At 55.4% G+C, this 20,013-nt stretch carries 17 protein-coding genes and 2 pseudogenes; 7 read left to right on the forward strand and 12 right to left on the reverse strand.

Going from position 1 to position 20,013, the window contains the following annotated elements; genetic code table 11:
• Positions 1 to 112: 112 nt before the first annotated feature.
• From H9L05_RS03640 to H9L05_RS03650, 3 genes are all read left to right on the forward strand, one after another.
• Entirely contained in the window at positions 113 to 2,527 is a 2,415-nt protein-coding gene (locus H9L05_RS03640; RefSeq protein WP_223284712.1) for an alpha/beta hydrolase family protein, read from the forward strand.
• A 350-nt stretch (positions 2,528 to 2,877) separates the two neighbouring features.
• A complete protein-coding gene (locus H9L05_RS03645; protein ID WP_187733068.1) occupies positions 2,878 to 4,191 on the forward strand; it encodes an LVIVD repeat-containing protein in 1,314 nt (437 codons plus the stop codon).
• A 149-nt stretch (positions 4,192 to 4,340) separates the two neighbouring features.
• Entirely contained in the window at positions 4,341 to 4,874 is a 534-nt protein-coding gene (locus H9L05_RS03650) for a hypothetical protein (protein WP_187733069.1), read from the forward strand.
• Positions 4,875 to 4,898: 24 nt separating this feature from the next.
• On the opposite strand, the gene H9L05_RS03655 is transcribed toward H9L05_RS03650, so the two are convergent.
• The 3 genes from H9L05_RS03655 to H9L05_RS03665 form a co-directional block, all read right to left on the reverse strand.
• Positions 4,899 to 5,630, reverse strand: coding sequence for a DUF72 domain-containing protein (locus H9L05_RS03655; protein WP_187733070.1), 732 nt, complete (start codon positions 5,628 to 5,630; stop codon positions 4,899 to 4,901).
• A gap of 201 nt (positions 5,631 to 5,831) precedes the next feature.
• Positions 5,832 to 6,239 (reverse strand): DUF2243 domain-containing protein, encoded by a 408-nt coding sequence (locus tag H9L05_RS03660; RefSeq protein ID WP_262892621.1) that lies wholly within the window; start codon positions 6,237 to 6,239, stop codon positions 5,832 to 5,834.
• Positions 6,240 to 6,314: 75 nt separating this feature from the next.
• Complete coding sequence (locus tag H9L05_RS03665; protein WP_187733071.1) at positions 6,315 to 6,548, reverse strand: hypothetical protein; 234 nt, start codon at positions 6,546 to 6,548, stop codon at positions 6,315 to 6,317.
• Positions 6,549 to 6,747: 199 nt separating this feature from the next.
• Between H9L05_RS03665 and H9L05_RS03670 the strand changes: the two genes are divergently transcribed.
• From H9L05_RS03670 to H9L05_RS03685, 4 genes and pseudogenes are all read left to right on the forward strand, one after another.
• Positions 6,748 to 7,551, forward strand: a complete 804-nt coding sequence (locus H9L05_RS03670) for a PPK2 family polyphosphate kinase (protein WP_223284897.1) — start codon at positions 6,748 to 6,750, stop codon at positions 7,549 to 7,551.
• Positions 7,552 to 7,612: 61 nt separating this feature from the next.
• A pseudogene (locus H9L05_RS26705) lies at positions 7,613 to 8,571 on the forward strand (1-phosphofructokinase family hexose kinase).
• Positions 8,555 to 8,992 (forward strand): NUDIX hydrolase, encoded by a 438-nt coding sequence (locus H9L05_RS03680; RefSeq protein ID WP_223284713.1) that lies wholly within the window; start codon positions 8,555 to 8,557, stop codon positions 8,990 to 8,992. The pseudogene H9L05_RS26705 and the gene H9L05_RS03680 overlap by 17 nt, the downstream one beginning before the upstream one ends.
• 294 nt (positions 8,993 to 9,286) lie before the next feature.
• Positions 9,287 to 11,416 (forward strand): prolyl oligopeptidase family serine peptidase, encoded by a 2,130-nt coding sequence (locus H9L05_RS03685; protein ID WP_187733073.1) that lies wholly within the window; start codon positions 9,287 to 9,289, stop codon positions 11,414 to 11,416.
• 89 nt (positions 11,417 to 11,505) lie between these two features.
• Here the strand turns inward: H9L05_RS03685 and H9L05_RS03690 are convergent, their stop codons facing one another.
• The 9 genes and pseudogenes from H9L05_RS03690 to H9L05_RS03730 all read right to left on the reverse strand — a co-directional run bounded on the left by H9L05_RS03690 (position 11,506) and on the right by H9L05_RS03730 (position 20,003).
• Positions 11,506 to 12,768 carry a hypothetical protein gene (locus tag H9L05_RS03690; protein WP_187733074.1) on the reverse strand — a complete coding sequence of 421 codons (1,263 nt, stop codon included), beginning with the start codon at positions 12,766 to 12,768 and terminating at the stop codon, positions 11,506 to 11,508.
• Positions 12,744 to 13,328, reverse strand: a complete 585-nt coding sequence (locus H9L05_RS03695) for a hypothetical protein (protein ID WP_187733075.1) — start codon at positions 13,326 to 13,328, stop codon at positions 12,744 to 12,746. Before H9L05_RS03695 ends, H9L05_RS03690 begins: the two co-directional genes overlap by 25 nt.
• A gap of 53 nt (positions 13,329 to 13,381) precedes the next feature.
• The gene (locus tag H9L05_RS03700) at positions 13,382 to 13,909 is read right to left on the reverse strand and encodes a hypothetical protein (protein WP_187733076.1); all 528 of its coding nucleotides are present in this window, start codon (positions 13,907 to 13,909) and stop codon (positions 13,382 to 13,384) included.
• 58 nt (positions 13,910 to 13,967) lie between these two features.
• Positions 13,968 to 14,821 (reverse strand): annotated as a pseudogene (locus H9L05_RS26710) (DUF4249 domain-containing protein).
• Positions 14,812 to 15,117: a DUF4249 family protein gene (locus H9L05_RS24755; protein ID WP_187733078.1), complete on the reverse strand. Its 306-nt coding sequence runs from the start codon at positions 15,115 to 15,117 to the stop codon at positions 14,812 to 14,814. Before H9L05_RS24755 ends, H9L05_RS26710 begins: the two are co-directional and overlap by 10 nt.
• A complete protein-coding gene (locus H9L05_RS03720; RefSeq protein ID WP_317175099.1) occupies positions 15,118 to 17,457 on the reverse strand; it encodes a TonB-dependent receptor in 2,340 nt (779 codons plus the stop codon).
• Positions 17,454 to 17,885 (reverse strand): STN domain-containing protein, encoded by a 432-nt coding sequence (locus H9L05_RS25800; protein ID WP_317175100.1) that lies wholly within the window; start codon positions 17,883 to 17,885, stop codon positions 17,454 to 17,456. The genes H9L05_RS03720 and H9L05_RS25800 overlap by 4 nt, the downstream gene beginning before the upstream one ends.
• Positions 17,886 to 17,956: 71 nt before the next feature.
• On the reverse strand, positions 17,957 to 18,700 hold the full coding sequence (locus H9L05_RS03725) for a hypothetical protein (RefSeq protein ID WP_187733079.1): 744 nt from the start codon (positions 18,698 to 18,700) through the stop codon (positions 17,957 to 17,959).
• A 289-nt stretch (positions 18,701 to 18,989) separates the two neighbouring features.
• The gene (locus H9L05_RS03730) at positions 18,990 to 20,003 is read right to left on the reverse strand and encodes an NADP-dependent oxidoreductase (RefSeq protein WP_187733080.1); all 1,014 of its coding nucleotides are present in this window, start codon (positions 20,001 to 20,003) and stop codon (positions 18,990 to 18,992) included.
• Positions 20,004 to 20,013: the final 10 nt, after the last annotated feature.

Here is a 20,013-nt window from a genome sequence, read left to right on the forward strand (position 1 = left end):
GCGCCTCAAGTACTTATAGTTGCCTGCATGGGTGAGGCCGCCAAACCTTCTTATCTTACGACTGCCAATCCAACCCTTCAATTCATGAAAAAAACTCTTCTTTCTCGGAGTCGTGTTCCTAAGCCACTTGTCGGTGCAGGCGCAGGATTTAACGTATCAAACGCCCCCCAAGGCCATTGCCGACCTGGTGGATGCTCCCATTACGCCCCGCGTGAGTATTGCTGCCGATGGCAAGTGGATGCTGCTGATGGATGTGCAGGATTTGCCCAGCATCGCCGACCTATCCCAGCCCGAACTGCGCATTGCCGGCCTGCGCCTGAATCCGCGCACCAACGGCCCCAGCCGCGTAAGCTACTCCACGGCCCTGAAGCTCAAGCGCCTCTCGGGCGGGGCCGAAATTCCGGTGAAAGGCTTGCCTACTCCGGCCAAGATCAGCGAGGTAAGCTGGTCGCCGGATGACAGCAAGATTGCCTTTGCCCTTACCACCGAGGCCACGGCCGCCGCTGGGGGGCAAATTCAGCTGTGGGTGCTGGACGTAGCCACCGCCACGGCCCGCCAAATTCCGGGCGTGCGCCTAAACAGCGTGTTCGGCACAGCCTACCGCTGGCTGCCCGACAACCAGACACTGATTGCCCGTACCGTACCCGCCAATCGGGGCCAGGTGCCGGATGCTACGGCCGCGCCTACGGGGCCCATTGTACAGGAAAACGTGGGCCGCACTGCCGCCGCCCGCACTTACCAGGATTTGCTAAAAAACCCTTCCGACGAGAAGATTTTCGACTACTACGCCACCACCCAGCTCCTGAAAGTGAGTCTGGATGGCAAAACCCAGCCGCTGGGTCAGCCGGGCGTAATTCAGGGGGCCTCGCCTTCGCCCGATGGCAAATACATTCTAGTGGAAACCCGCCACCGGCCTTATTCCTACCAGCTCACCGTGGGTAGCTTCCCAGTGAAGGTGGATGTGCTGGATTTGTCTGGCAATCTGGTGAAGTCCATCGCTGACTTGCCGCTGGCCGACAACGTGCCCACCAGCTTTGACGCCGTGCCCACTGGCCCGCGCAACCACGACTGGCGCGACGACGCTCCTGCCACTATTTATTGGGTAGAGGCCCAAGACGGCGGCGACCCCAAGAAAGTAGCCGCCGTGCGCGACAAGGTGGTGACTATGGCCGCGCCCTTCACTACCCCCATGGATCTGGTGGATTTACACTTGCGTTTCCGGGGCATTACGTGGGGTGACAACTCGACGGCCCTTGTGAATGGCTACCGTTGGGCCGACCGTAAAGTAATGACCTGGGTTATCAATCCGCGCACGAAAATGCCCCCCACGGTCCTCTTTGAACGCTCTTCCCAGGACACCTACAAAGACCCCGGCACGCCTTATCAGAAGCACAACGCCGCTGGCCGCTACGTGCTGGCCCTCGGTGGCTCCGACAATCAGACCATCTATCTGCTTGGCGAAGGCGCCTCGCCCGAAGGCAACCGTCCTTTTGTTGATCAATTGAACCTGAAAACCCGCAAAACGGAGCGTTGGTGGCGTTCGGAGGCACCTTACTATGAGGTGCCGGTTGATATTCTCGACGTAAATAAGCGTTTGCTGGTCACGCGCCGCGAGTCGGTGGAGCAGGCCCCGAACTACTTTTTGCGCGATGCGAAGAAGAAAAATAAGCTGACCGCTCTCACCAATTTCCCGAACCCCTACCCCGCTCTGGGCACCCTGAAAAAGCAAGTGCTCCAGTACAAGCGCGCCGATGGCTTGCCGCTCACGGCCAATCTGTATTTGCCCCCCAACTACAAAAAAACCGACGGTCCGCTGCCTACGTTGCTCGAAGCATATCCCGCTGAGTACAAGGACAAAAGTACCGCCGGGCAGGTAAAAGGCTCACCTTACACCTTTACCCGCCTGACGTGGGGCTCGCCCATCTTCTGGGTGACGCAGGGCTACGCCGTACTGCAAAACACCTCCATTCCGATTGTGGGCGAAGGCGATGCCGAACCCAACGACACCTACATCGAGCAGTTGGTAGCCGGCGCCAAAGCGGCTATTGAGGAAGGCCAGCGCCTGGGCGTGGTTGATGCTAAGCGCGTGGGCGTAATGGGCCACTCCTACGGGGCTTTTATGACAGCTAATCTACTGGCTCACAGCAATTTATTTAAAGCGGGCATTGCTCGTAGCGGCGCTTATAATCGTACGCTTACGCCTTTCGGTTTCCAGGCCGAGGAGCGCACGTACTGGGAGGCCCCGCAGGTGTACGATAAGATGTCGCCCTTCACGGCGGCCAACAAAATCAAGACGCCTATCCTGCTCATTCACGGCGAGGCCGACAACAACTCCGGAACTTTTCCCATCCAGAGCGAGCGTTTTTATAACGCCCTGAAAGGCCACGGTGCTACCGCCCGCTACGTGGTTTTGCCTTTCGAGTCGCACGGCTACGCGGCCCGCGAGTCCATCATGCACATGCTCTGGGAAATGGATTCGTGGCTGAATAAGTACGTAAAAGAAGCCCCGGCTCCACCGGCGAACTAAGCACGAAGCAGTACAGCTTTTACACCCAAAGAACCGCGCCAATGGCGCGGTTCTTTTTTGTGCTGAGTTGGGAGCTGATTCGCATAAAAAGAGTCATGATAAAAAAGGCGGTCATGCAGAGCGCAGCGAAGCATCTCGCGTGCTGACGTCTGATTAGTAATCCTACTACCGCGAGCGAGATGCTTCGCTCCGCTCTGCATGACCGCCTAAAAACTTAGGATGATGTTCTTTTTTCGCAAAAAGTCATTGCAACCTTTTTCGCCGCTCCTGTCTCCACTTACTAAAGCTGCAACCTTGCTTCCAAGCTTCATTTCTATACTTCATCCTTTCACATCAAGCTACCTATTGCAATGGCTAGATTTTACACTTACCTGCTCAGCTGCGCGTTGCTACTGGGCATGGGCGCCTGCTCCGACGAATCAGAAGAAACCCCGCAGCCGGGTGGGCGTATTGATGCCAACTGGATTGGTACGCTTCCCGGCGGCAGCAACGTTGTGACGGCGTATTGCCCTTTATTGATGACGCGCTCTGTGCTGGAGCAGTCGGTGGCGGCAGAGGCACCACAGGCCATGCACAACACCGGCAAAATTTACTTGCGTGGTCGTTATGTGTTTGTGAATGAGCGCTACGAAGGGGTGCACGTAATTGACAACCAGGACCCAAAAAATCCGCGCATCGTTAGCTTTCTGCGCATCCCCGGCAACGTAGACATTGCCATCAAAGACAATCTGCTTTACGCCGATAACGGCCCCGACTTAGTGACCATTGATATCAGCAATCCGAAGGCGGTGACCGTAGTCAGCCGGGTGCGCGATGCCTTCCGTGAGCTGCCGGTGCCCAATGGGATGTTGCACCCGGAGTGCTACGCCAGCAAGCGGCCGGATAATACGGTGATAGTAGGCTGGCAGGAAAAGGAGACCATTATGGCAAACAATCCAGCGTGGAATTGGCGCGGAATGACGCTTGCCAACTCACCTGCTTTCTTCTCCGCAGATCGAGGCATGAGCGGTACGGGTAAAGCCGGCTCACTGGCCCGGTTCGCGGTGCTGGATGAGACGCTGTATACCGTGGACGAAAGCAGCCTGCGCCTCTTCGATCTTGCTTCGCCCACCACGCCTGTAGCCGGCCCTAAGCTGCCCCTGATGTTTGGCGTCGAAACCATCTTTCCTTACGACCACTACCTGTTTCTGGGCACACAGCGCGGCATGTACATTTATGACGTAGCCACGCCTAAGTCGCCTCGCCAAGTGTCATACTTCCAACACGTTCTCAGCTGCGACCCCGTGGTAGTCGACGACCGCTTTGCCTACCTCACGCTTCGTAGCGGGCCAAATTCCTGCCGCAACGGCGTGAATGAGCTTCAGGTAATTGATCTTACCACCCTGAGCAACCCAAAGCTGATGCGCACCTACCCCATGACCGGCCCCCAAGGCCTGGGAGTAGACAAGGATCAACTCTTCGTGTGCGACTCCGATGGCTTGAAAACTTTTGACACCAGCCAGTCGCCTTCGCTTACCCAGAAGCAACACTATAAAGTGGCCGTTACCGACGTGATTCCCAATAACGGCACCCTGCTGGCTATCGGCGCCAATGGCTTGTATCAGTACAGCTACGCCGGCGCCCAGTTGCAGCAGCTGAGCTTCCTACCGATTACGAAAAAGTAATGGCTGCCCTACCACAAATTTGCCCCCAGCGCCGCGCTGGAGGGCTTTTGGCTGGCAGTAGCCTTGCTGGCGTTTAGCCTACAGGCTGGGGGCAAAACCTGCCTTCACTCAACTCTTTATCCCTCAAATTTGCCCCCCAGCACGCGGTAATGAGCGGCTATTGGCTGGAAATAGAGCACCAACGAGCCAGCCATCCGCAGCAGAGCTTCACGCTCACGCCGCAGCTGTATAGCGGCCCCGCTGGTCACCCCGACGGATTACGGAAAGTCAACCCGCTGAACGAAGATGAGTCGGTGCGCGGCTTTGGCGTGCAGGTGCAGCACCGCCTGTATGAAATGCCTTCCAAAGCATCTTTTCCAGCAGGCTTTTACGTAAGCTACGGGCCCCATCTTCAGTATTTCCAGATGGCATTTCATCGGAACAGCTGGCGCGAAATACAAGGCCCCGGCGACCTGCCCTACTACGAGTATGGTCCCGTGCGCTTCACCGAAAAAATTGTCCGCTACGGGGCCTCCGTGCAGCTAGGTTACCAGGCCCCATTGCCCCCGGCCCCGTTTTTCTGGATATTTATGTTGGGATGGGATGGCGACACAGCAACTCCAACTCGGACATCGAGGGCAGTCAGTACCGCTCCGGCTCCTCCGATTATGGGCACCGCGGCTTCTATTTCCCGGCAGGTGTAAAAGTTGGCTTCGCCCTCAGCGCCCTCAGCGCCCTACGCCCACGTACGCCTGCAGCCATGTAGCATCGGCAATGGCCGAGCCGCCGATGTCGTTATTGAAGTACAGATACGCCTCCTGCACATGGGTAGCGGCCGCTGCTTCGGTGGCTATCCGCTGCAAAGCCTCGGGGCCATAGGGCGAGTGGTAGAGCGCCGGCACCCCATGCAGGCGGTAGTAAAGCACCGGCGTATTGGCCACCACTTCGTCGGGTAGCTGCGGGTGACTTTGTCCGCAGAAGCTGACGCCGCGGCGGGCCAGGGCTTGGTACACCTCCCCTATCCACCAACTCGGATGCCGGAACTCCAGCACATTCATTAACTCCGGGTGCAGGCTTGCTAGTATGCGGTGCAGGCGCTCATCCGAGTAGGCAAGGCGGGGCGGGAGCTGGAACAGAATCGGCCCCAGCTTTTCGCGCAAGCCTTCCTGCGCCGTGCCGTAGAAATCGGCCAGGAGCTGCGCCACATCGTTGAACTGCTTGTAATGGGTAATCAGCCGGGGGGCTTTTACGGCGAAGCGAAAGTCAGCGGGGCTGCTTTGGTACCAATTGTCCAGAAAAGAAAGCTGCGGAAAGCGGTAGAACGTCACGTTAAGCTCCAGGGTCCGGAAGTGCTGGCTGTAGTAATCAAACCAACGCTTTATAGGCAGCTTTTCCGGGTAAAAAACGCCCCGCCAATGACGGTAGTGATACCCCGAACAGCCAATGTGCCAAGCAGGCATAAGCGTAGTGGTTTTATGAAGTAATTTTTACTGTTTATTACCAGCCCAACTTATAATTCGACTGTCATGCAGAGGCGGAGCCGAAGCATCTCGCGTGTTTAGTGGGATTAGTAATCTAAATGCGTGAGCGAGATGCTTCGGCTCCGCCTCTGCATGACGGGCGAGTGGTAGACGGGCGAGTGTGATTGGAATTACATCAGGCTAAAGCTCTCCACGCACAGCTGTATCTGCCCGGCCCGCCTTAATTAACAGCCAGCCAACCAGTATCTGCAAGGCGCCAAAGGCCAGAAAACCTACGTCCCAGGGGAGCTTGTCGTCGACGTACTCGCGCACGTGATGCAGGCCCAGGAGCTGGTGGTCGATTATGCCTTCAATCACATTAAACAAGCCCCAGCCCATCACCAATGCGCCCCCAAAGGTGCGCCCGGACCACGGCACATCGGGGCGGCGGCCGGCGGCCCACAGCATGCGCAGCCCCACGGCCGTCATCACCCACACGGCGGCGTGAAATATCCCATCCCAGTACATATTGGCTTTGGCAGTAAACAGCGTGTCGGGCGGATATTTAGCAGAGAGCATGTTGTGCCACTGCAAGATCTGGTGCAGCACAATGCCATCTACAAAGCCCCCAGGCCAGCGCCCATCAGTACGCCGGCCGCAATGAGTGGAGTTCGGTGTAAGTGTTCAGCCATGCGTAGGTGGAGACAAAAAATAGCGTTTGATATCGGCGGCAAAGTATAGCCCAACGCCGCCCACCAGCAGCACTCCGATTGGCAAAAGCAATAGCAGTAGATTACCAGTGTATTCGGGGGTGTGAATGGTGGCCTGCACGCGGGGCCGGCAAACGCGGCAGGCCCAGGCAGCCGGACTGACCAGCCACAGCGACCACGTTAGCAGCCCAACAAAAAGGTTTTTCATCCGGGGGCTTTTTTACGCTTACTTCGCCACTACCCTAGCGACCTGTCTCAGCCTACGTGCAGCAAAAAGCCAGAGTTGTTAAGGTTCAGCTTAGCTCCTGGGCTAGCAGCGCATACTCACACAAGCAATTGCACCACCTCCATCCGATGAAAACTGCTGCTTACAACCTGCGCAAGGCTTCCTCCCAGGCACCGGGGACATTTCTAAAGAAGACGCCGAGCGGGAGCTCGAGCGCATGCAGCAGGATCTGGATGCGCTCCAGTACCGGCTGTACGCCGAAAACCGCCGGAGCGTGCTGGTGATATTGCAGGGCATGGATGCCAGCGGCAAAGACGGCCTGATTCGGCGGGTATTTAGCGGCATCAATCCGCAGGGCGTGAATGTGCACTCCTTTAAAGCGCCCACCGCCGACGAGCTGGCCCACGATTTTTTGTGGCGCGTGCACCTGCACGCCCCGCGCGACGGCATGATTCAGGTGTTCAACCGCTCGCACTACGAAGATGTGCTCATCACCCGCGTGCTGGGCTCGGTGGATGACAAGGAAGCCAAACAACGCTTTGAGGCTATTAACGCCTTTGAGCAAATGCTTCAGCAGTCCGGTACAACCATACTTAAGTTCTACCTGCACGTATCGGAAAGGGAACAGCGAGAACGGCTGCTTGAACGCGTGAAGGACCCGGCCAAGCAGTGGAAATACGAGGCCGGCGACGAGGAGAAAGCCAAGCAGTGGCCTGAGTACCGCGCCGTGTACGAAGACGTTTTTCGCCATTGCAGCCCCATATCGTGCCCCTGGATTATCGTGCCCTCCGACCAGAATTGGTACAAAGCCTACGTGGTAGCCAAAACGCTGCTTCACACCTTACAGGAAATGAACCCGCAATTGCCCCCACCAAGGGCGAAAAGAGCAAGCAGAAGTAATTCATGGCCTGGCACCGTACTTCCGGCCGCGTTTACGATACTTCACAAACAGGCGCAGCGCAACCCGGAGCCCAAAGCTCAGTAAACGGATAGTGGCTGCTGGCCGAAGCATTTTCGAGTAAGTAATTGGCCCTGATTCATTTCCTATGAAAATAGTTACGCTCACCCTGAACCCCACGGTAGACAAAAGCACTTCCGTCGACAAGATTGTACCCGACCATAAGCTGCGGTGCGCGGCGCCCAAGTTTGAGCCCGGCGGTGGCGGCATCAACGTATCCAGAGCCCTGAGGCGGCTGGGGGGCAATTCGCTGGCCGTTTTCCCGTCGAGCGGCCCCACGGGCAGTTTGCTGGAATTTCTGCTCACGGAGGAGGGCATTGAGCAGCACTCCATCGCAACGGAAAGCTGGACCCGCGAGAATTTTATCGTGGTCGATTCTTCGTCCAGCCAGCAGTACCGCTTTGGCATGCCTGGCCCCGAGCTGACGGCAGCTGAGCAGTCGCGTGTTCTCGATGCCCTGCGCACCATCTCGCCCCTGCCCGAGTTTCTGGTTATCAGCGGCAGTTTGCCCCCGGCGTCGAGCCCGATTTTCTGATCAACCTGGTGCGGGCGGCCAACCAGCTCAGCGTGAAAGTAGTGCTGGATAGCTCGGGCCCGGCGCTTCAGCAGGTGGTTAAAGCCGGGGGCCTTTATCTGATAAAGCCCAACATCGGGGAGCTGTGCCGACTGGTGGGAGCCGCCGAGTTGGACAGCGCCTGCGTGGCCGAAGCCGCTCGCGAGCTGATCGGGGATGGCAAGTGCGAGCTGGTGGCCGTTTCGATGGGGCCACAGGGAGCAGTACTCATTTCCCCGGACCTCGCCGACTTTGTACCGGCACCGGCCGTGCGCAAGCGCAGCACCGTGGGCGCCGGCGACAGCATGGTGGCGGGTATGGTGTACGCGCTGGCTGCTGGGCAGCCGCTGCGCGAAGTTATCCGACTGGGCGTGGCCTGCGGCACGGCCGCCACCATGAACCCCGGCACCGAGCTATTCCGCAAGCCCGATGTGGACAAGCTCTACAACTGGCTGCTTCAAACCATGCCTCGGGAAAGTGCCGTACCCGGATAATCGCAAAATGCCCCCCAGCCCACTCCTGATTGACAAAATAGCCTGGCTGCACCTGCATGAAGGCAAGCTGCTGAGCACACGCAGCCGCGGCAAAGACCGCTACTATATTCCGGGCGGTAAGCGCGAAGCCGGCGAAACCGATGAGCAAACCTTGCTGCGCGAAATTAGGGAGGAGCTGACCGTGGAGCTGCTGCCGGAAAGCCTGGCGTACCAGGGCACGTTTGAAGCGCCCGCGCACGGCCACGCGCCGAATGTAGTGGTGCGCATGACCTGCTACGGCGCTCACTACCGCGGCCATATTCAGCCCGCCGCCGAGATTGAGGAAGTGGTCTGGCTTACGTACCAAGACCGCCCCCACGTATCGGCCGTCGACCAGCTGATTTTTGACTGGCTCAAAGACCAGAAACTACTGGCTGATTAATCGGTTTTGATTCTACTATGCTAAAAAACTCCAAAGGACCGGAGCTGCCCGCCTGGGTTTTCCTCCTTATTCGCTTCGGCTCACTGGCTCTGGTAGCGGTAGTTGCCTACTTCGTTTTCAGATGCAATACCTAGCTCTTGAACTGGGAAAATGAGTAAGCTTATCTCAACTGTGTAGAGGTTCAGCTACGCATGTATTTTGCTGGTTGTAGCTAAGAATGAAACTTCTAGGAGGCAAAAACTGCTTTACATCCAGTATTTTACCGGAAGTTATTGCTCACCAAGCCTCCACATAATGAAACTAATTCTTCCTTCATTGGCTGCCTTGCTGCTCGGTAGTCAGGCGTACGCGCAAGGCACTCTGAAAACGCTGCCTTACCCGCAAACCAAAAAAGTAGACACCGTTACTACCTACTTCAACACCAAAGTAGCTGACCCCTACCGCTGGCTGGAAAATGATCAGGCCGCTGACACCAAGGCGTGGGTGGAAGAGCAGAATAAAGTAACCCAGAATTATCTTGCCCAAATTCCCTACCGCGACGCCATTCGCAAGCGCCTCGAAACGCTGTGGAATTACGAGAAATACAACGCTCCCTTCAAGGAAGGGAAGTACATGTATTTCGCCAAAAACACGGGTCTGCAAAGTCAGTTTGTGCTCTACCGCCAGCTTGGCGAGGGAGGCACGCCCGAAGTATTCCTCGATCCAAACAAGTTTTCCAAGGACGGCACTACCTCGCTGGCGGGCATTAACTTCTCAAAAGATGGTAGCCTGGCCGCTTACCAAATCTCGGAAGGCGGTTCCGACTGGCGCAAGGTTATCGTGCTGAAAACGGCTGATAAATCGATTGTTGGGGACACGCTGAAAGACGTGAAGTTTTCGGGCCTGGCCTGGAAAGGCAACGACGGCTTTTACTACAGCAGCTACGATAAGCCCAAGGCGGGCAGCCAGCTGGCCGGCCTCACGCAGTATCACAAGCTGTTTTACCACAAGCTCGGCACGCCTCAAGCATCGGATAAACTCGTATTTGGCGGCGACAAAACACCGCGTCGCTACATCAATGCAAGTCTCACCGAGGACGAACGTTTCCTTGTGATTACGGCGGCTAACACCACCACCGGCAACGAGCTATATGTGCAGGATCTGAGCAAGCCTAACAGCGCGATTGTACAGATGGTGAGCGACGAGAAAAACGAGCACAATGTACTGGACAACGTGGGGGGCAAATTATACATCCACACCAACCTGAACGCGCCCAATTTCAAGGTGGTAACCGTAGATGCGGCCAACCCAAAACCCGCCAACTGGAAAGACCTGATTCCGGAGAGCAAAAACGTGCTCAGCGTTTCGACCGGCGGCGGAAAAATCTTCGCTAACTATCTGAAAGACGCCACTTCGCTGATTGAACAGTACGATATGAACGGCAAAAAAGAGCGTTCTATCGCACTGCCCTCTGTAGGTTCAGCCGACGGTTTCGATGCTAAGAAAGAAGAAAAGGTAACGTACTACACGTTCAATTCCTACATCTACCCGCCCACCATTTTCAGGTACGATATTGCCTCCGGCAAATCCACCGTTTTCAAGAAATCAGGAGTGCAGTTTGACCCGTCGAAGTACGAGTCGAAGCAGGTGTTTTACACCTCCAAAGATGGCACCAAAGTACCCATGCTCATCACGCACAAAAAGGGTCTGGTGCTGAACGGCAAAAATCCCACGCTGCTTTACGCTTATGGCGGCTTTGGCGTGAATATTACGCCCGGTTTCAGCACTTCTAATATTGTGCTGCTGGAGAACGGCGGCATCTACGCTGTGCCCAACCTGCGCGGCGGCGGCGAGTACGGCGAAACCTGGCATCAGGCCGGCACCAAGCTCAAAAAGCAGAACGTATTCGACGACTTTATTGCCGCCGCCGAATACCTAACCAAGAACAACTACACCTCCAAAGACTACCTCGCTATTTCGGGTGGCTCGAATGGCGGCTTGCTCGTGGGTGCCGTCATGACGCAGCGCCCCGATCTGTGCAAAGTTGCCTTCCCCGCGGTGGGCGTAATGGACATGCTGCGCTACAACCAGTTCACGGCCGGCGCTGGCTGGGCCTACGACTACGGCACTGCCCAGGATTCCCAGGAGATGTTTGAGTACCTCTACAAGTACTCGCCTTACCACGCCCTGAAGCCCGCCGCTTACCCCGCCACCATGGTCACCACCGCCGACCACGACGACCGGGTAGTGCCCGCGCACTCCTTCAAGTTTGGCACACGCCTACAGGAAATGCAGAAAGGCCCGGCGCCCGTGCTCATCCGCATCGAGACCAAAGCTGGTCACGGTGCCGGCCGCTCTACCGCGCAGGTTATCAGCGAGCAGACCGATAAATGGGCTTTCATGTTCCAGAATATGGGCGTGCCATACTCGGCTGCTACCAACTAGCAGCATTCAATTAAAAGCCTAAAAAAAGCCCCCCAGAAACACTTCTGGGGGCTTTTATTTATGGACAGAATCTAAAATATAGCTTTTATTTATAGCGGCTGTTTTATCTCAAATACAAATCGGCGACTACCAGCCAGGCCATTCGGTGCCATTCCTTGCATTACCACCATATACTTTCCTTGCTGATCAGAAGTGTAAAATTCGACGGTCTTATTTCCGTCAGCGGTGGTCGTCACGTTCGGATTCCAGTACAGCAGATTGCGCGCGTCTGGTAGTCGGCTTTGCTTTTCTGCGGCGGTTTCGTAGCGTGGCGAGTAAAACTCGCGCTGCCATTGCGGCCCTTCATATTCCTGCATGAGCACAGCAGGGTTGGGCTGGAAGCCGCCCAAATCGCCCTTGTACGTAGTAAAGCTTACGAGACCTTCGTACGTCATGGCGCCCTGAATATACCGACTGGTGAACACCTCTAGCTTTTGAATAGTAAGCGGATCGATGGCCATGAGTTTATTGATGTCAAACACCGGAAACCCATCCAATAGCACCATCGGGTTTTTGCTAAAAACCCCTCCATTCACATTGTCTACCACCATGAAATGAAAGCCGTCATTTCGGCGCCTGACCAGCACGCCCGGCACGTACTCCCGCATGACTTCCTCTAGTACTTTGAACCGGGTATAATCGTCCAGTTTATAGGTTTCGTTAGGCTTCCCATAAAACGAAACGCTATCAACCGCGGGTATTTTATAGGTAGAAAGCTGCTTGCGCGAGTAGGCGTTCTGCACCTGTATATGCAGGCTGCGCTTAGTCAGAGCACTACGCAAAGCCTCTGATAAAACCACCGGCGCCGCAATAGAAGCACAGTATTGTAACGAAAATGGATTCAGGATTTCCACCCGATACATGCTATCAGTCTGGGTGTTGGTTTGCACCATCAACTCCTTGGGGCCGTTCAAATTCTGCGTTTCAAACCGGACGCGGCCGCTCTCGTCGCTCGTAGCAGTGTATAGTCGGGCAAGTCGGCTGGGACTAGTTAGGTAAGCGCCTATTTTCGGCCCTGGTTTGCCAGTAAATCGGTGTACTACTCGCCCCTCAATCAAATGCCCGCTTAGCTCCGGTAAGTAGTCCAGTTTTGGTGGTGTATTCGAGAATATATCGGTCCACTGGAAGCGGCTCCAGCCGTGTGTCAGCATCAAATTATCTGCCGCTTCGGTCGCTTCGGCGCCCGTGCTGGTGAGGTAATAATTTGGGTTTTCAACAGTTCCTTTTAAATCGGATGTCAGCCACAAAACGCTGTTGATATCAGGCCCCGAATCCACCGACAAAGAGTCTAGTCGATACACAGCAAGTGACATATCAGCGGGCAAAATTTGCCCCCAGAAGTGGCAGCAGACAGCTGTAATGTCACTTTTTCCCGCGTACCGTACTGCGGCTTATCTAATGCGGCCGCAATTACCAATTGCTGTTTGGGGCGCTGAAAATATAAGCGCTCACTAAGCGGTTGTTTGCGACTATTGAACAGGGTAAAATGCGTGATACCATCCGCCAAGCCCAGCTTGTTTAACACAAATTCTCCCCGCCCATTAGCAAGACGTGTAGCTTCCGAAACAGATATTTTCTGCCCTGCGTGCCCTATCAAAAACAGCTCTTCCCCTGACCTTTCTGCTAGGTTTGAAGCCACCGTTATTCTGAGCTGGCCCTGACCTTTCTCCTCCAAACGCAGCACGTACCCCTGCGCCTGCACTGAGGGTAGTTTTCGGGTAACGCTCTCCCTGTTCGAAAACCTCAGTATGGCTGTGTATCCGGAGCCTTCTTGCGTTGGCGTAAAAGCAAACTTTCCCAAGCCGAATTTCAGCGTTTTGAACTGGGCCAGCACAGCGCCTTGCGCATCCAAAATGGTGCCCTCGGCATCCACTCCTTTGCCTGATTTATTAACGATTTTGACGGCTACTTGGCTCGTTATTCCTTTCACCAGATTGCCCCCTCCGGAAAGAATTGAATATCTAAAGCCGCAGAATCTTTGCTAGCCTTCAGCCCCAGATTTCTCCGGGTATTAACGATGGTGACCGGCGTGTACGAATAAAAATCGGGGCTGAAGTTCTTCATCCAGCTCGTGTAGGCTCGCACTACATAGTTGCCAGACGTCAGCGAAGCCGGCAAAGAAAAGGAGCCGCTGCCAACTGCATTCAGCAAACTCACCTTTGCCTGCAACACTGGCTTTCGCTCCTTATCCAGCACTTCTACATACGCTATTTTACTAAGTGACAAAGGCTTGTGATAGGTACCATCCACAGCGTTTATCTTAAACCATACTATCTCTCCGCTCACATAAAAAGGGCGGTCTACATGCACATACAATTTCTCCTGCAGCGTCTGCTGGCTGTAGACATCAAACTGCGTTTGTATGCTTTTGAGCGAATTTGTTTGGCCGTATAATCTGCCGCTGCTTAGTGCCCAAACGCAGGCAGCAAACAGAATAGCTTTAGGTGTTTTCATCTTACGTAACGGCGGAAGGCGAGCAGGCTAGACTTGGAATTGGTTTGTAGTGCAGACTTTATTTACTACTTCCAAAACGCAGGCCTGACATTGGTGCCGCGCTTGCGGCAATCCACGCAATCAGCAATGGAATAAAGATATCCGCCGCCCTCAAGCCTGTCGATAGGAATAAAATCGCCGGTCCGGAAAAAGTCTTCCATGGCGGGCGTGGGGGCTTTATTGTGTCGGGGCGGCCGCAATCCTGCTCATAACCGGTGAGAGACACCCAGCTTTGCGGTAACTGGCGGCGCTCGATGAAAATGCGCTTCTCCGTGACCGATTGCACGCCTATGTAGCCAATAACCGGCTCGGTTGCGTCGGCGATATTGCGCACGTTGCCGGTGAGCTGGCTGGGCTGCGGGTCGAAGATGGTACCAATATTCTCGGTGTTTTTTTGCAGCAGCTCCCAATAGGCAAATTCCTCCGCGCTCAGCGCATACTGCTTTACCAGGATGCTGTATTTGTACCGCAGCTTCGTAGAGCTGGGGGAACTAGCGTGAGCGGATAATCGGCCACCACATTCTGACTCAGGGCTAAGGTGCTGCCCAGCTTTATGGCCGAGGACTGCTCGGTCTTCCAGCAATAATAGATGTCTCCGTTGAAGCGGAAGTCAAGTCTGCCGTTGCGGTATTCCAAAAAGGAGCGGAAAGCCGACGTAAACTCCCACGTCTCGTCGTAGTCCCAGCGGTAGAAGCGGGTGGCCTCGTTATCGTCGTGGGTATTCACATACACCTGCACGCCCTGGGCGCTGGCTGTCCACGTTACGGAATCGATGGGCGGAGTCGTTTTGGCAGCTGCGTAATCGGAGGCATAATCCCGCCGCGCCTGCGTCCGGAAAAACAGCCGGTACCGCTTGGCTGGAATCAGCGCCAAAGAAGTGGAAGTATAAGTGCCGGGGCCGTTTCGGTTAAGGCATAGCGCGGCCCGGCCTCCTCTTCAATAAAAACAGCGGCTTTGGCCTCGGCGGGCGGGGGCGCGGTGCTGATCAGGTTGTCGGTGCGCGAGAGGCGAATGGTCGTTACGCCGCTACTGTTGATGGTGCCATCCACCACCAGGTAGTTTTCGGCCGAGGCAATAACCTCAGGCTCGAAGGTGTCGATGCAGCCCGCAAGCGTCAGGAGCACTGCTCCCAGCCCGGCCCGGTATAGCAGGTGTAAAAAGCAGCGCATCTAGAATTTGAAGTTGTAGGTAACGGTAGGAATGGGCTGGCCAAAAATGGCTAGCTGATACCCCTTTATCTGCCCGTTCTCGGATTTGAAATAAATGGAATACGGGTTTTTGCGCCCCGTCAGGTTGTACACCGAAACCGTCCAGGAGCTGTGAGCCAGTTTTTTGACTTTGTGGCTGCCCTCAATGTTCAGGGCAAAGTCGGCGCGGTAGTAATCGGGCACGCGGTACTCGTTGCGCTCGGAATAAAACACCCGGGTTGAGCCGTTGGCCACGTACTTGGCCAGCGGCAGGGTAATAGGCCGGCCGGTGCTGTAATTAACGTTCAGCGAGGCGCTGAAGCGGCGGCTAAACCGGTAGTTGCCTACCAGCGTGGCGTCGTGCGGCTTGTCGAAGTTGCTGGGGTAAAATTGCCCCCCATTGATCATATCGCCAGTGGTGCCCAGATTTACCTGCACCAGGGAGCGGGAATAGGTGTAGCTCACCCACCCATTGAGCTTGCCCGTCAGCTTGCGCACCATCACCTCCACGCCGTAGGCTTTGCCCTCGGCATTTACCACGTCCGTCTCGATGTGCGGATTCAGGAGCAGGGTGGCGCCGCTTTTATAGTCCAGAAAGTCGTGCATCACCCGATAATAGGTTTCCACAGAGGTCTCGATGGTGTTGTTTTTAAAGTTGCGGTAATAGCCTAAGGAGGCTTGATCTCCGACTTGTGGCCGAATATTACTGTCGCTTAGCTTCCAGCTATCCGTGGGCGACATAGACGCCGTATTCGACAGCATATGAATGTACTGGCGCATGCGGTTGACGCTCAGCTTCACCGATGATTTGTCGGACAGCGCGTACTTGGCCGACAGGCGGTATTCGGGGCCGTGGTAGGTAGCCAGCACATTGCCTTTGCCCACCCGAAGCGTATCGGTTATCGTATTCACCGACTTCGACACACCCGGCAAGTACGCATACACTTCTCTGGGGCCCAGGGCATTATACAAGGAATAGCGCAAGCCAACCGACACCGACAGGCGCGGGGTAAGCGTAATCAGGTCGGAAACGTAGAGGGCGCTTTCCAGCGCCTGCTCGCGGGCCAGCGTGTTCGGCAATATCAACGATTCGCCCCCCACGGGTGAAAAGCTGCCCGGCGACACATTGTACAGAATGGTGCTGGCGCCAAAGTCAATGGTGTGCTTGGCGCTGGGCAAATAGCTAAAATCAGCCTGGGTGTTTAGCTGCCTGATATTGTAGCGGAGGCGCGCATTGGTTACCGGATTATCCTGGCTTGAAATATTGTACTGATACTGGCTGTAAGCGCTGGTAAGCACGCCGTACAGGCGGTTGTTGAACGTGTGCCGCCATTTCAAGCTGGCCGTGGTGTTCTCGTATTGATACACACTGTCGCTGGCCAGCTGAAACTCATCCCGGCTCCGGTACCCGGTGAGGTAGAGCGAGTTCTTATCATTTATCTCGTGGCTGATGTGGGCGTTCAAATCGTAGAAAGCTGCGGAACTTTGCTTGAGCTTGCTGTTCGACAGCCGCTTCAGAATCCAGTTGGAATAGCTGGTTCGCCCGCTCAGCAGGAAAGCGCTTTTGTCTTTTATAATTGGCCCTTCAAAAGCCAGCCGGCTGGTGAGCAGACCAATGCCGCCGGAGCCCGCAAACTTCTTTTTGTTGCCGTCGCGCGTGGCGATGTCCAGCACCGACGACAAGCGCCCGCCAAACTTGGCCGGCACGGTGCCTTTGTACAGCTCCACCGTCTTCAGAATATCAGGATTGAAAGCCGAAAAGAACCCAAATAAGTGGGACGGATTATAGATGGTTGCGTCGTTGAACAAGATCAGATTCTGGTCGGTGGAGCCGCCGCGCACGTTGAGCCCGGTGCTGCCCTCTCCCACCGATTTCACCCCCGGCAGCGTGAGCACGATGCGCAGAATATCCGTCTCGCCAAAAGCGGTGGGCACCTGCCGCATGGTTTTGATATCGAGCCGCTCAAGGCCCATCTGCATGCCGGCTACGTTTTTGTCTTTCTCGGCTTCCACTACCACCTCCCGGAGCGTGGTAATGTCTTCTTCCACCTCAATATCAAGCTTGCCATCGGCCTGAAGCACGATCTGGCGCTTGGTATTTTTTACGCCTACTCCTCTGATTTTCAGCTCGTGCCTGCCCACGGGCAGCGTGAGCGAGTAATAGCCAAACTGATCGGTGGCGGCACCGATGGAGGGCGACTCAATAAACACCGACGCCCCGATTACCGGCTCACCCGATTTGCTGTCGCGCACGTGTCCGGCCAGCGTGGCGTTGCCCTTTGTAGTCGCGCCGCCGCTCCTCCCGATTTCGTAGACTTTCAATTGCAGCGTCGCCGCCGAAACTGGTTTCTTGCCGGCATCCTCTTCATCGGGGTCAGTGGCGGCCAGATTATCGGCGGGCTCCTTGCTGAAATAGCCGGGGGCAATTCGGTGGCTATTTGCGTGCCGGAGGTGATGTACACGCGCTTTTCGGCGTCGATGGCGAACCGCAGGTCTGTGCCCTTCAGCACCAGATCCAATACCTCTGCCAAGGGTCGCTGCTGTAGCTGAGCGTTGATGACCACGCTATCGACCGAGGCAGGGTTGAAGTAAAACCGATAGGGCGTTTTTGCTTCTACCGATTTGGCGAAAGTTTCAAAGTCTGCCCTTTCAAAACTTCCGCTGATTAAGGGCGCTGAATCCTGCGCGTAACCTGCTACTACAGTAAATAAAAGAAGGCAGAGCAGAATAATCCGGCTAACTAATTTCATTTAAAATTACTTAGCGCTTCTTGAGAAAATAGACTTATTTCCACTAATAAGTTCGTTTAGATTATTTGACTCTACAGTGAATTATAATAGTTAACCAGCTCGATAATAGCTGCTTCCTGACTGCTTTTTTTAAACTTCAGCTTATGCTGCCGGGCGTAGCTATCCAGGGCCGTTTTCTTGTCGCTTAACAGACGCACAATGGATTGGCGGGACGTCACGGGATGAAACTCATTGTTTTTTTGAAGGTAGAATTTAGCTTCTTCCAGGTAGCTTCCTTCTAAGCCGTAAAGACCGCGCCTAGTCAGTATTTTTTTCGTCCTCTTTGCCAACACTTTTGCGTTTCCATCTACCAGCAGATCGTAGTAGCCGGTTGGTATAGAATAGCGTGCTGAATCGCGCTGTATAAGGCGCGTGAACGTGTGTCCATCGATTATAAAATACTGCACGTTGTCATCTACCAGTCTGAATTGCAGCGGATTTGTCGGCGGCTGAATTACCACCTGATCCAGCTTCATATCATAGAGCAGCGGAACCTTGGTATAGGCCGTGCCGTGGTAATAAACGGTCCCGATTTGTTGTTTGCCAGTGCCAAAATACTGGTTGCCTTTCATGTAAGGCTTGTTATAATCAAGGTATTCCGGGCCCGTGTACAGCAGCGAGTTATCCCCTATTGCCTTCGCGTAGCGCAGGGTTGCGGCTTCAACTGCCGTTGCCACCGCGCCGCTGTCGGCGGGGCTAATCTGTTGGCTGAAAGCGGGCAGAGATGACAGCACTACTACCCCAACGGCGGCCAGCAGCGTAAATCTGATTTTCATAAATAGCTTATAAAGGCATTGCTGCGGCCAACTTCACGCTGCTCCCAGGCTTGTCGCTTCCATAAAGTTTGGAGGTACTAAATATATGGATAATTCCGCGCTAGCTTAACTGTAGGCGCGTGTTGTGGCTCAATATTACCTCTCACAAGTCAACCACGAATCAGTGGAAAGAAGGACAGCGGCAAGCGGCTAGCTGGTTCGCTTCTTCGCAAGTTACCAGAGCTTAAAAAAGCCCCCAGAAGTGTTTCTGGGGGCTTTTTTAGGCAGTAGTTAAGCAGGTTCACCCGGCTTATCTGCTGCTGGGCTCTGCCACCTTCACAACTGCTTTGCCCGTGTTTTCACCGTGAAACAGGCCTAGGAAAGCGGCCGGCAGCTGGTCGAAGCCTTCGGTGACGGTTTCCTGATACTTTAAATGGCCCTGCTGATACCATTCGGAGAGCTGCTGCATAGCTTCCGGCCACCGGGGCAGATAGTCACTGACTATGAAGCCTTGCAGGCGCGAGCTGGTCACGAGCAGCTTGCCTTCGGGGCGCGGCCCCACGGGCGCTTCCGTGGCATTGTAGTTCGAAATCTGGCCGCAGAGAGCAATGCGCGCGTGCTTGTTGAGCAGGTTATACACCGCGTCGCTGATGGTGCCGCCCACGTTATCGAAGTAGCAATCCACGCCGTTGGGAGCGGCGGCGGCCAAGGCCTGGGCTATGTCGGGCGTGGTTTTGTAGTTGATGGTTTCGTCGAAGCCCAGCTCTTTGAGATAGGCCAGTTTTTGGTCGGAGCCGGCAATGCCGATCACGCGGCAGCCTTTGATTTTGGCTATTTGCCCCACCACAATACCCACGGCTCCGGCGGCGCCCGATACCACCACGGTTTCGCCGGCTTTGGGCTGACAGATATCCAGCAGCCCGAAATAAGCCGTGATGCCCGGCATTCCGAGCAGGCCCAGGTAGTAGCTCAGCGGCGCCTGATCTGCCGGAATCGGCTGCAAGCCGCGCCCGTCCGACAGGCTGTACTCCTGCCAGGGCAGCGAACCTACCACCACGCTGCCCACCGGTAGCTTCGGATGCTGGCTTTCCACCACTTCGGCTACCATTCCTCCCTCCATGGGCTGTCCAACCTCAAACGGGGGCACGTATGATTTGCCCTCATTCATGCGGCCGCGCATGTACGGATCAACGGAAACATAAAGCGCCTTCAGCAACACCTGACCCTGCTGAGGTAAGGGCACGTCGATAGTTTTGAAGGTAAACTGAGCCGCCGTTGGCTCACCTTTCGGGCGGCTGGCGAAGAGAATAGTTTGGGTTTGCATAGCAGATCAG

The sequence above is a fragment of the Hymenobacter qilianensis genome (assembly GCF_014489555.1).
In the GTDB taxonomy this organism is placed as follows: Bacteria; Bacteroidota; Bacteroidia; order Cytophagales; family Hymenobacteraceae; genus Hymenobacter; species Hymenobacter qilianensis.